This is a genomic window from Roseomonas indoligenes, assembly GCF_017813365.1.
Taxonomy (GTDB): domain Bacteria; phylum Pseudomonadota; class Alphaproteobacteria; order Acetobacterales; family Acetobacteraceae; genus Roseomonas; species Roseomonas indoligenes.
Window position 1 is genome coordinate 1 of record NZ_JAGIZA010000043.1, and the last position, 12293, is coordinate 12293.

Genomic DNA, 12293 nt, shown 5'->3' on the forward strand with positions numbered 1-12293 from the left:
GAATGTCGCGCGCGGGTTCTCCAACCTGGGCGGCTGGGACAAGAGCGGCGGGGACTACGGGGCGCTCGGGCTGGCGACCCTGGCCGGGTTAGCTGACCTGGGCATCCCCGGCGCGGCGGAAGCCCGGGAGAAGCTGCTGGCGCTGAACCCGCCGTTCACCGATGCGGCGGCGAGGGCGCGGGATCCGCTGTTGAATGTGGTGGCGGCAGCGGGCTCGTCTCGGTAGGGTCAGCCGCCCCACCTTTCGATCGGGCGCAGATCAGGCGGCAGGCGGGCCAGGGGGCTCCGGCTGCCGCCTTTTGTGCTCAGCCCGGTAGGCCGCGGATCTTGGTAAAGATGGCGCCCTCAACCACCTGAACGGGCGGTCAAGCCTCTACGGCGACTTGCAGGTGGACGCCGCGCGCGATGCCATCACCCTCGTGGCGCTGGCCGCGCTGGTCCAGAAGCGCGGGAAGGCGGATGCCAGCCGCGTGCTGGCGGCGATGGTTACCGCCCAGCAGTCGGTGCGCTACCTAGAAATTACCGAGGCTAACCACGGCCAGGAGGGGTTCGCCTGGCGGTGGTAGCTGAACCGGGTGGTGGCCGCGGTCTGATGTGGCCGCGTGCTCGCCAGTTTGACTCTCGCCTAATATTAATTCCTGCGTCAGATGTCGTTGTCGAGGTCCAAATCGAGGTCGACAACGGAAGTCTCCACGAAAGCTCCCAATGATGTCCGGAGATCATTGTAAACTTCGTCCGCCGCGTCACCCGTGCCGAGAGTAAGGACAAAAACTGCTTGCATCGGCGGGACTTCGCTTAGTGAGGTATATGGGTAGAGGTAAAGGTCGCGGACAAATGTGCGAGCGTAGATTTTCAGATTATTGCCATCGAAAGACACGCTTCTAAAGCTTTTTGCGTGGTGTCTAACTGGACTCCATTTGTGGTCGACGGCTCGCGCTTGTTCTTCGGTTAGTCGCCCAGTCTCGATCGATCCTAGCAGGTTGTGGTTCTTCCCACTTCGCTCGCACGACAGGGCGGTTTCTATCCGTGCACTGAAGTAGTTGGGGCCGGCATAATCCGTCAGGAGTGGGTGCGGATTGAGCACGGCCGTAAGCTTGCCGGCCCCGCGGAGCTTTCCGTTTCGGGTCAATCCCGGGGGGACCGGAAGTTCCCAGTAATAGGCTGCTCCGGGCCTAAGTGAGGCAGTCCATTGCAGCGTTACATAACCCTCTTGGCATTCCCACGGGAGTATAGATGATGGCGAGCCAAATCCAGTACTCGGATCATAATTGTCGCCATCCGCCCCATGAAGGAGAAGCGCCTTTACTAAGTCTGGCGACGGATCGCGTAGTCGCATGTTGGTGTGCGCCGCAAGAGGAGAAGTGAGCGCAGTGGAGAAGCTCGACCCTCTAGTCATCAACCCGCCCAGAACGCGCACGTGCGAGAAGTGAGACAACTCAGGTTTCAGCATACTTGAAGGTCCGGGTCCTGCCAGACTCACCGGACAGGCTTCGCCAGGCATTCCCTCTGGAGAGTGCATGCGGCCGCCGACAGTTATGGCGGCTTCGCAATCTGCGGGCGGCTGCAACAAGCTGCCGGGGCGGTTGCCGATCGAGATAATTGGCAGGACGTTGTGCTTGCGAGCGAGGAGTGCAATCTGATGACCTAGATAGCTCACCATTTCCGGATCACAGGCACCGGCTTCATTGAAAGAGAAGTTCCAGACTTTTGTGTCTGAATAGGTTCCAATTACGGCGTCCAAGTAGGCGACAAACGCCTCGGGATCCAGGTGAACCTCTGACCCTCTCTTGGGTACCGCTTGCACCGTGCCTACTCGGCAGTACAGTTCGGGAAGCTGGAGCTTGTTGTTCCAATCGTGTCCTTGGACCACAAGTGAAGTCACTTGGTTTCCGTGCTTCACGTCGGCAACAGCGTCACTGACAAAGGCTGGTGCACGCCATGCCTCTGCATGCCTGTAGGACGACGCGCTCAGTCCTCCATCGACGACCCCGACGACCGGCATCGCTGCCAGTCCCTTCGGAAAAGGCCGATCAGGCTCACGACCTTGACCTGAAGTGGTCGTACTGATGGCGCGAACTGGATCAAGGCGAACGACTGCGCCCGACGCAACTAGATTGGCGAGCGCTTGGCGCGTAGGCACTGCGAGGATGGTGTTAGCGCGTCGAGTCTGACGGTACGTCCGCATGGCAGAGCTCAGGCGATCTACGTCCGTCACTTGGCGGATGGCCCTGCGTAGCGCGACCGGTGCGGCTGCAAGGTCAACGTCGAGATCAGCCAACATCGGCGGTAGAGGAATGAAAGTGCGCCCCCGCAAATCGGCTATGCATTCGAGAAGGTCTTCACTGGCTCCCTGATTGTTGAGGGGCATGAACCAAGCATGGAACGCTCGACCGCCTGGTACTGCGGGTGCCGCTTCCCAAGCACTGTCATGGTCTAGTAGGCCGAGCACGTCGGTCGGCTCAAAGTACCGGATAGATTGTACGCGTGAAATATCAACTTGATCAGTAATGCGCTCGGAATTCTCGACGGCCGAAGTAAGGACGCGGAGACGCTTGATTTCTACCTCGATCATGTAGCCCGAGCGGTAAGGTGCTATTAGAGCTGCACCCCTTTCAGAAGAAAAAAGGTCTTTTGGAGTCCAACTTGGAGCAAAAGAATCATCGAACATGGTCGCGTAGAGGACGGCTCGCCCGCGGAACTGCGGGTGCTCTGACGCCGAGCTTTCTAGGCTGCTAAGCTGCCTCGCCAAGCGCTTTCGCTGCAGCGGGAGCCGCTCCTTCCGGATGCTTGACGCACTCTTTCCGCCGCCCGTGACTGCCTTCGGCCGCGGCTCTTTGGTGAACCGCAAGACAGGGTTGAGGAGAGGTTGCGATGTCTCACTCGGCATTTCCATCCTCCTTGAGGTAACGATGAGCCATCTGACGGCTCACACCCATAATCCTGCCGATCTCTGAAACCTTGATGTTGGCTTTCTTATGCAAAGCAACTGCGATCTTTTGTCGTTCGGGCGCGGAGAGGTCGCGCCTGTCCGGTAGGCTTGGGTTTCCGGCACGAGACGCTAGCGCAGACAGTAGTAATTGAGGGAATGGAAGAGCATCGCCATCCAGAATTTCGCGCCTGCGTGCTGCGAGGGAGATGTTTTCAACGTCTGCGCCGCTCAGGCCTTCAGAGATGCGAGCCAACACAGCCACATCTTTTTCGCGAGCGTCATCGTTGGCGTAGAGAAAGTGCCTCCACATTGCTGAACGCACGGACAAATCTGGGAGCGGCAGCTCGGCCTTATAGGGAAATCGCCGCCAAATTGCCGGATCAAGAAGATGGGGATGGTTTGTTGCGCCAATCACGACCACGCTGTCGGGCAGCGAATCTAGTCCTTGTAGAACCGTGTTTACAACACGCTTCAGTTCTCCAAGCTCGTGCTTGTCGTCACGAACTTTTGCTATCGCGTCCATTTCGTCGAGAAATAAGACGCCTTCGCGAGAAGCCATGAATTCGAATACGCCTCGAACATTCTTCGCGGTTTCTCCAAGCCGAGAAGAAATCATGGAGTCCAGACGCACAACATAGATTGGCCTCTCAAGTAGAGCTGCGACATAAGACGCTAGAAGGGATTTGCCAGTTCCAGGTGCTCCATGCAAAAGCATGCCTAGACGCGCTGAAACTCCTTTTTCGGCCAGAAGCGCGATATTTTTTGCGTCCTCAATGAAGCGAGAAGTAGTGCGCCCAACCTCCTCGGTGAGGAAAGCTGGTGTAGCTGGCCATTGGCCTTCCTCTACCAGCGGAAGGCGTGACGTTGCGTCGCGGGGCAGAGCTTCTGCAAAGCCGGATGCTTGTAGAGGCACACCTCTCTTGCGGAGGACCGCCTGAATTGCCCGAGCCCCTTCGTCATCTCTGGCCTCGGCGGACATGCGCGCCAGCACGCCTCCGACACGCCGAACGCGCGTGTAATCGGCAGACATGGCCGACTCTAGCAGCTCTACAATGGTACTCGTGTCAACTTCCATAGACCAAGACTTGGTCAAATTCGGCGAGGTGTCAACTCGGAAAGTCGATGTGTAAACACGTTCCGCTTTGATGTCCAATGTCGGACGATAATTCGTACGGGTTGCTGCTAACCGTGCTTGGGCGCTCACCGTGTCATCGGAAGTCCTGGCTTGGCGGAACCTTCACCGGTCTGCGCGACCCCGGCTCAGGTTGCCGCATCTCATCGGCGCGGCTGAGCAGCCGATCCCAGCCCGCCTCTGCCCCGTCCACCTGGCCCAGCCGATCCAGCAGGTCGGAGCGGTCCTCGAGGCGACGGGCAATCACGTGGATGATCGGGATCTCGGCATGGTCGTCCACGCGCTCTACCCGCCCCTCCGTCACCAGCAGCCGCGCGCCAAGCAGCGCCTGGCGGTCGCGGACGCCGATGGCCTTGTAGACCACCACATTCGCCTCCCCGTGCTCGTCCTCAACGGTGACGAAGATCACGCCCTTCGCCGTGCCGGGCTGCTGGCGCAACAGGGTGATCCCGGGTAGGCGCACGGTCTGTCCCTGACGGGCGTCGTGAAGGAAGCGCGTGTCGTGCAACCCGAGCCGGGTGAGGGCAGGGCGCAGCAGGGCGAGCGGGTGCTGGCGCAGGGTGAGCCCGGTGGCGCGGTAGTCCGCAGTGACGGCGTCGCCGATCGTCTCTGGGGCGAGGGCCGGCGCGGGCTCCTCGAAGTGCGGTCCCTCGGCCGCGGCGAAGAGCGGTAAGTCGTGCGGTGCCTTGACGTCAACCGCCGCGGCGTCCCAGTGCGCCCGCCGGCGCGAGGGCGCGAGCCCGGCGAAGCTGTCCGCCTCCACCAGAGCATCCAGCGCTTTCCGGCTTAGCTGCGCCCGCATCGCGGCCTCCTCCACGGAGGCGAAGGGCCGCCCGTTGCCGGCGTCGCGCACCTTGATGAGGCGCTGACCCTCGTCCTGGGAGAGCCCGGCCGTGACCCGCATCCCCAGGCGGATCGCCAGCCCGTCGACGCTGTCCCGGTGCGGCCCCATCGTGCTGTCCCAGTGTGAGAGGTTCACGTCCACAGGCCGCACCTGAACCCCGTGCCGCTGCACGTCTCGGACGATCTGGGCTGGCGAGTAGAAGCCCATCGGTTGGCTGTTCAGCAACGCGCAGGCGAAGACGCCGGGGTGGTGCCGCCGGATCCAGGAGGAGGCATAGACGAGGTGGGCGAAGGAGGCGGCATGGCTCTCCGGGAAGCCATAGCTGCCGAAGCCCTCGATCTGCTTGAAGCAGCGCTCGGCGAAGTCGCGGGGGTAGCCGCGGCGGACCATGCCCTCCACCAGCCGGTCGCGGTAGATGCCCACCCCCTGGGTATACTTGAAGGTCGCCATGGCGCGCCGCAGGTCGTCCGCCTCCTCCGGCGTGAAGTTGGCCGCGACGATGGCCACCCTCATCGCCTGCTCCTGGAAAAGCGGCACGCCGAGGGTCTTCTCCAGCACGCGACGGAGTTCGTCCGGGTCGCCGTGCTCGGCGGAGGGCCCGGCGTACTCCGGCTCCTCCAGCCCCCAGCGCCGGCGGATGTAGGGGTGGACCATGTCGCCCTGGATGGGGCCGGGCCGCACAATCGCGACCTGCACGACCAGGTCGTAGAAGGTCTTCGGCTTGAGGCGGGGCAGCATGTTCATCTGCGCCCGGCTCTCCACCTGGAAGACGCCGAGGCTGTCGGCGCGCCGGAGCATCTCGTAGGTGTCCGGGCAGTCCTTCGGCAGGCTGGCCAGGTCCAGGTCCCGGCGCTTATGCTGGCGCAGCAGCCCGAAGGCGCGCCGGATGCAGGACAGCATCCCGAGCGCCAGCACGTCGACCTTCAGGATGCCGAGGGCGTCGATGTCGTCCTTGTCCCACTCCAGGGTGCTGCGGTCCTGCATGGCGGCGTTCGTCACCACCGCCAGTTCCGTCAGCAGGCCGCGGGTGATGACGAAGCCGCCGACGTGGGTGGCGATGTGACGGGGGAAGTCCTGGATCTCCTCCGCGAACTGAACGGCCAGCGCCAGACGGGGATCCGAGACGTCCAGACCCTCCGCCTCGGCGACCTCGCCCACGCCGCCCTCGCGCCCCGGACCCCAGACGCCCTTGGCGAGCTTGCCGGTGACGTCCTCGGACAGCCCGAAGGCCTTGCCCACCTCGCGGATGGCGGAGCGGGCGCGGTAGCGGATGACGTTGGCGCAGATGGCTGCGCGGTCCCGGCCATAGCGCTGGTAGATGTGCTGGATCACCTCCTCGCGGCGCTCGTGCTCGAAGTCGATGTCGATGTCGGGCGGCTCGCCGCGGGAGGCGGAGACGAAGCGCTCGAAGAGGAGGTCGTGCTTGCTGGGGTCCACCGCCGTAACGCCTAGGACGTAGCAGACGGCGGAGTTGGCAGCTGACCCCCGGCCCTGGCAGAGGATGCCCTCGCCGCGAGCGAAGCGGACGATCTCGTGCACCGTGAGGAAATAGGGCGCGTAGCCCAGGCTCTCGATCAGCTGCAGCTCGTGGCGAAGGCGGCCGGCCACGTCCTCGGACACGCCCTCGGGCCAGCGCTCCTCCACGGCCGCCCAGACCCGGGCTTCCAGGGTCTGCTGGGGTGTGCGGCCCTCCTCCAGGATCTCGTCCGGGTACTCGTAGCGGAGCTGGTCCAGGGAGAAGCCCTGGGTCGCCTCCAGCACCTCCAGCGTCGCCGCGACCGCCCCTGGGTGCTCTTCGAAGTACCGCGCCACCTCGGCGGCCGGCTTCAGGCAGCGCTCCGCGTTCGGCTCGGCCGTGAAGCCAAGCCGGTCCACTGTCACCCCGAGGCGGATGCATGACAGCACGTCGGCCAGGCGCCTCCGGGCCGGGTGATGGTAGCGGACATGGTTGGTGGCGAGCAGTCGCGCCCCGACCTGCCCGGCCAGGCCGGCTAGTCGCCGGATCCAGGCTCGGTCGGCTCCCGCGAAGGTGTGCCAGGCCGCTAGGTGAAGCGGCAGCGCCAGACGGTCCCGCAGGTCACGCATGTCCGCCGCCAGCCGCTCGCCGAAGTCCGCGCCGGGCAGCTCTGGCGGCAGCGCTGCCATCACCAGCCCTTCGGCATGGGCCAGGAGGTCGGCGCGGCGCAGCTCGCAGCTGCCCTTCTCGGAGGCGAGGCGCCCGCGGGAGAGGAGGGAGGTGAGACGGCCGTAGGAGACGCGGTTGGTGGGCCAGGCGAGGTAGCGGGCGCCGTCCAGCAGCTCCAGGCGGGCACCCACCGCATAGGGCAAGCCCAGCTTCTTCGCCGCGACGTGGCCACGCACGACGCCGGCGAGGCTGTTGCTGTCGCAGATGCCGATGCCGGCCAGCCCGAGCTCGGCCGCCGTCGCCACCAGCTCGGCCGGGTGCGACGCGCCGTCCAGGAAGGAGAAGTTAGACCGGGCACCCAGCTCCGCGTAGGCGGGCGGGGCGGACACGCTCAGCCGGTGCTGTGGGGGCGGGCGCCGCGGCCGCGCATGAGAACGAAGCCGGCCTGCCGCAGGTGCTCGGTCAGGCGCTCGGCGGCGAGGCTGGCGGCAAGGTCGCCACCGCCACGCCGAGCCTTGCCGCGCGCGTCGAAGCGAAGGGCGTGCGCCAGAGCAACCGCGATTTCCTCGTCCGTTGCCGGGACCAGCGGCTCTCCATCTGCCTGCTCCGAGGGGGTCATGCCAGTGCAGGCTCTTCCAGAGCACGTCCGAACGCTGCGCTGATCTGGCGCAGGCAGACCACGGCGTTCTCGGCCTTCCGGCGCTCCGCCTTCTGGCCGCTCTCCACCTCGTCTACCGCCTCAGCCGCTTGCTCCGTCGCTTCGGCGAAGCCGTCGCGCAGCTCTTCCAGCCAGGTGAGCACCTGCTCCGGGTCGGCATCGCTATCGCGGCGCAGCCCGGCGACGATGTTCTCCACCTCCAGCACACAGCGGGCCGGGGAGGGCTCCTTCTGCATGAGGCGGGTGATGCGAGTGGCGACCTCCTGCTGGACGGAGGGGCGGGCGGGGGCCTTGGCCATGGGTGATCCTTCACTGATCGGCGAATCGCCTGCCGAGCAGCCTAGCGAGAGTTCGCTATTTGTTCACCCTCAATCGGTGGCGGCTGGGGTACGCTACGGAGAGCCAGAGACCCACGCGAGGGATGGAGCACGCTTAGCGTCGGGACCTGGAGGGCATGTCGAATGGGGCTGAGAAATCGCCTGGAAAAATGACCGGGCAACAAGCCGGGCAATGCCGTTCAGGAGAGCGCCAAATGGCAAGCAAAAACAGAGCGGTAGCCAGTCAGAAATACTGCCATCCCCTCCGCCATTCTCCATTGTCTCTATAATCCCGTGTGTTCGCACCAGCCCTTATAATTGGGGCTGTTCTGGCGCGTTTGGTGTGCGCCGGCTACCGATCCCGCCGTGCCTCCTGGCCGGCCGGGAATCGCGCAGCTCATCGTCTCCGTCGTCTCGCCCCTACCACTGACATCCCTGCTGGTGACGCTGATCTTGATCCAGATCACGCCCGAGAACAGGCCGATTTCGGCGTCTGGAGGGCGTGATCGAAGTATGCGCCCGGCGAAAGCCGCGGGATCAGCGCTGGATAACTAGCTAGAGTTGGTCAGGCGGTACCTCGCTGATCCAGGTGGAGCACGGCCCTGAGGTCCAGGATCAGCATCTCGATGCAACCCACCCCAAAGGCAATGCTGGACCTGATCATAGACCGTATCCGAGGGCAGAAGATCGTTGGGATTGCCCGCCTGGCTACGTCGTAGCGCGCCAGATACCGCAAACCATTTAGCACGACGCGTAATGGATGCTCGGTATGGTCAAGAGTGTTGATCTTAAATAATCGAAATTTGCGATAATTTTGGTATCGTGCAAATCAGAGAGGGACAGCTCGGCGCGCGGGAAGGGCCTGCAATCGGCCAGCGTCGATGGAACACCAAGCCATGGCCGGCCTCTCCGCTGCCCGCGACATCGCCGATCCCCCGACCGGCCGCGATGCCTTCCGCATGGACGTCCAAGCGGCAGGCGGCCTCTCGGACCAGCCCACCGGCGGTGCCGGGAACGACAACCTTGCCGGCGGGAGCGGCAACGACTCGCTGGATGGCGCCGCCGGCAACGACACGCTGCTGGGCGGCGGCGGGAACGATACCCTTGCCGGTGGGTTCGGTGATGACGTCCTGACCGGCGGCGCGGGCGCGGATGTCCTGCAGGGTGGCGGGGGCAGCCCGACGGTATACAGCTTCGATACAAAGTACTACCTGCTGCTCCCTACCCCGGTGAGTTTCACAGAAGCCCAGTCCATCGCGGCGGCCACGACGCTCGGTGGGGTGGCAGGGCATCTGGTGACCATCTTCTCGCAGGCGGAGAACGACTTCGTCTCAAACACTGTGGCCGGCGGCAGCCTCTTCTGGCTGGGCGCGAGCGACGCCGCGACGGAAGGCGAGTGGCACTGGCTGAACGGCACCACCCCGGCGCAGCAGTTCTGGAGCGGCGACATATCGGGCGCTCCTGTGAACGGCCTCTACTCCGCCTGGTCTCCCGGTGAGCCGAACAACGACAGTTCTGGTCCGGGCGAGGATTACGGCGCCGGCAACTGGGACAGCGCCGGGGGCTGGGTCGATCTGCCCGACGACGCCTATCATCCTTATGTCGTGGTGGAATGGGACGCAGAGGCCGTCAACTCGTCCACGGCGGGCAGCGGCACGGTGATCATCTCGTCGTCGGTCCCGGACGGGAACGACACGGTCACTTATCAGGACAGTGCGGCTGGGGTGACGGTCAACCTCGCCACAGGCCTCGCCAGCGGCGGCGACGCGGTGGGAGACCGGCTGGTCTCGATCGAGAACGTGACCGGCTCCGGCTGGAGCGACGTTCTCACCGGCAACGCCGGGGCCAACTTGCTGCACGGCCTGGACGGCAGCGATATCCTCTCGGGCGGTGCCGGTGACGACACGCTGGACGGCGGCGCCGGGGCGGACAGCATGACCGGCGGGGCTGGGGACGACACCTACTACGTCGACGATGCGGGAGACCGCGTGACCGAGGCCAATGGCGGCGGCCTGGACACGGTGTTCAGCTCTGTCACCTTCTCGCTCTCCGGCGCCTATGTCGAGAACCTCGTCCTGACTGGCGAGGACGCGATCGGCGCGACGGGCAACAGCCTGGACAATCAGCTCACCGGGAACTTCGCGGCGAACACGCTCTCGGGCGCCGGCGGCAACGACACGCTCTACGGCGATGACGGCAACGATACCCTCCTGGGCGGTGCCGGTGACGACACGCTGGACGGCGGCGCCGGGGCGGACAGCATGACCGGCGGGGCTGGGGACGACACCTACTACGTCGACGATGCGGGAGACCGCGTGGTCGAGGCCGACGGTGGCGGGCTGGACACGGTATTCAGCTCTGTCACCTTCTCGCTCTCCGGCAGCTATGTCGAGAACCTCGTCCTGACCTCGTGGGACGCGATCAATGCGACGGGCAACAGCCTGGACAACCAGCTCACCGGGAGCTTCGGGGCGAACATCCTCTCGGGCGCTGGCGGCGACGACACGCTCTACGGCGATTTCGGCGACGACACGCTCCTGGGCGGTGCCGGTGACGACACGCTGGACGGCGGCGCCGGGGCGGACAGCATGACCGGCGGGGCTGGGGACGACACCTACTACGTCGACGATGCGGGAGACCGCGTGATCGAGGCCAATGGCGGCGGCCTGGACACGGTGTTCAGCTCTGTCACCTTCTCGCTCTCCGGCACCTATGTCGAGAACCTCGTCCTGACTGGCGAGGACGCGATCGGCGCGACGGGCAACAGCCTGGACAACCAGCTCACTGGGAACGACGAGGCGAATCTTCTCTCCGGCGCGGGCGGCGACGACACGCTGGTCGGCGGCCTGGGTGCCGACACGCTGGTCGGCGGCCTCGGGGCGGACCACTACCGCTACTTCTCCGCCGTGGAGGGTGGCGACACCGTCCGTGGCTTCGTGTCCGGGGTCGACAAGATCGACATCTCTGCCGCGGGCTTTGGAGGCGGGCTGACCCAAGGAGGCCTGGCTAGCAGCTGGTTCGTCGCCAGCACCACGGGCGCAAGCACCGAGGCCCACGCCCAGCTCGTCTACGAAACGGACACCGGGCGCCTCAGCTGGGACGCGGACGGGACCGGCGCTGGGGCGGCAACCCTGATCGCCACCCTATCAGGCCACCCGAGCCTCACGAACTCGGACTTCAACATCATAGCATGACGCCAGGCCGCCCGGCTGCCGCAGGAGTGCACCGGGCGGTCGGAACGCCGGCCGCTGCCCCCCAGTTCCATGGGCGTGCAGGGGCCGCGCGTTCCGATCAGGAATGCCGCCCCCGCCTCTGAGCGTCCTGCCACTACCAAAGCAGGCCGCGATTGACCTCGTACCGCCGCGCGACATCGGTCAGTGCGGCGCCCCGTCGATCTCGGCGACGATCCGGAGCTTGTCCTCGATGCGCCAGCGTCGGCGCCGCTCCACCCCGCTGATGATCTCCATCCCACTCTCCACCTGCTCTTACCGACACTCTTACGAACATCCGTAAGATCAGCGGGCGTGTAGGTCAGGAAATGCGGTACCAGCCGGATGGGTACTGGTCGAACGGCGAAGGGTAGCAAGACGCTACATGCTGCCGAGTAGCCCGGCGATTAGCCGATCAGCGAATCGGCAGAGGAACAAAGCTACGGTCGCTCCGGGCAGCGGAGAGACTGAGTGCGGCGGCTCGGTCAGCCGTGAGAACAACCACGGTGTGGCTCGTGGCGGTCTCAACCTCGGCCGCCACCATCCGCATGCCCGTGAATGGATCAAGCATCGACGTCAGGCGCGCTATCCGGCCATAGCCCGCGGGTATATTGTTCATGGAATTTAACCCAGGGTTGACTGCGCTCTGCCTCTAGTCGGCGGTCCTTACGCCACCCTTACGGCTTAATTATCCGCGCCCGGCCGATCAGCCCGGCACCCAATGGCAATCTGGAGAACATCCATGAGCGATACCGCTCCTGGCGATGCGGGCGCATCCCGCCCGCTGCCGCACGCCCGCCCTTCGCCGAGCTCATCGTCGGGCTCCTCTCCATCATCCTCGCCGCCGGTGGCGTGCTGATGATGGTGCTGGTGGACATGCCGGCCGAGCGCGCCGTCATCGTCGCCGGCCTCGTCAGCACCTTCGTTGGCTTAGGCGCCCCCACCGCGGACTATCTGTATGCGGCCGGTGATGGCCGCCTTGTGAGGTGGTGGAGAGGTGTGGACTTCTGCGGGAGTGATGCCGGCCAGTTGGTGAACGACTGGTCGTGCGACGATCGCAGGACGGATCGCAACGGGAT

9 protein-coding genes are annotated in these 12293 nt (G+C 64.9%); 4 read left to right on the top strand and 5 right to left on the bottom strand.

The genetic code is table 11. The features are described from left to right. Together J5Y10_RS27205 and J5Y10_RS27210 are read left to right on the top strand one after the other, a co-directional pair. Positions 1-226 (top strand): hypothetical protein (locus J5Y10_RS27205; RefSeq protein WP_209377285.1); only part of this gene is annotated, 226 nt, incomplete at its 5' end. A 157-nt stretch (positions 227-383) separates the two neighbouring features. After that, complete coding sequence (locus J5Y10_RS27210; RefSeq protein WP_209377286.1) at positions 384-566, top strand: hypothetical protein; 183 nt, start codon at positions 384-386, stop codon at positions 564-566. A 77-nt stretch (positions 567-643) separates the two neighbouring features. Here the strand turns inward: J5Y10_RS27210 and J5Y10_RS27215 are convergent, their stop codons facing one another. The 5 genes from J5Y10_RS27215 to J5Y10_RS27235 all read right to left on the bottom strand — a co-directional run bounded on the left by J5Y10_RS27215 (position 644) and on the right by J5Y10_RS27235 (position 7987). Next, positions 644-2668, bottom strand: a complete 2025-nt coding sequence (locus J5Y10_RS27215) for a S8 family serine peptidase (RefSeq protein ID WP_209377287.1) — start codon at positions 2666-2668, stop codon at positions 644-646. Between the two features lie 208 nt (positions 2669-2876). Next, the gene (locus J5Y10_RS27220) at positions 2877-3959 is read right to left on the bottom strand and encodes an AAA family ATPase (protein WP_209377288.1); all 1083 of its coding nucleotides are present in this window, start codon (positions 3957-3959) and stop codon (positions 2877-2879) included. Positions 3960-4137: 178 nt separating this feature from the next. Beyond that, a complete protein-coding gene (locus tag J5Y10_RS27225; RefSeq protein ID WP_209377289.1) occupies positions 4138-7419 on the bottom strand; it encodes an error-prone DNA polymerase in 3282 nt (1093 codons plus the stop codon). 2 nt (positions 7420-7421) lie between these two features. Beyond that, a complete protein-coding gene (locus J5Y10_RS27230; RefSeq protein ID WP_209377290.1) occupies positions 7422-7649 on the bottom strand; it encodes a hypothetical protein in 228 nt (75 codons plus the stop codon). Next, a complete protein-coding gene (locus tag J5Y10_RS27235; protein ID WP_209377291.1) occupies positions 7646-7987 on the bottom strand; it encodes a hypothetical protein in 342 nt (113 codons plus the stop codon). Before J5Y10_RS27235 ends, J5Y10_RS27230 begins: the two co-directional genes overlap by 4 nt. An 899-nt stretch (positions 7988-8886) precedes the next feature. Here J5Y10_RS27235 and J5Y10_RS28655 point away from each other — a divergent pair. Both J5Y10_RS28655 and J5Y10_RS27255 read left to right on the top strand, forming a co-directional pair. Then, a complete protein-coding gene (locus J5Y10_RS28655) occupies positions 8887-11199 on the top strand; it encodes a lectin-like protein (protein ID WP_280856227.1) in 2313 nt (770 codons plus the stop codon). Positions 11200-12072: 873 nt separating this feature from the next. Then, positions 12073-12293 (top strand): hypothetical protein (locus tag J5Y10_RS27255; protein ID WP_209377292.1); only part of this gene is annotated, 221 nt, incomplete at its 3' end.

What these genes read in the sequence shown, in the direction of transcription:
- J5Y10_RS27230 (WP_209377290.1), bottom strand. Translation starts at nt 7,649, where the DNA reads ATGACCCCCTCGGAGCAGGCAGATGGAGAGCCGCTGGTCCCGGCAACG.
- J5Y10_RS27235 (WP_209377291.1), bottom strand. Translation starts at nt 7,987, where the DNA reads ATGGCCAAGGCCCCCGCCCGCCCCTCCGTCCAGCAGGAGGTCGCCACT.
- J5Y10_RS27215 (WP_209377287.1), bottom strand. Translation starts at nt 2,668, where the DNA reads ATGTTCGATGATTCTTTTGCTCCAAGTTGGACTCCAAAAGACCTTTTT.
- J5Y10_RS27220 (WP_209377288.1), bottom strand. Translation starts at nt 3,959, where the DNA reads ATGTCTGCCGATTACACGCGCGTTCGGCGTGTCGGAGGCGTGCTGGCG.
- J5Y10_RS28655 (WP_280856227.1), top strand. Translation starts at nt 8,887, where the DNA reads ATGGAACACCAAGCCATGGCCGGCCTCTCCGCTGCCCGCGACATCGCC.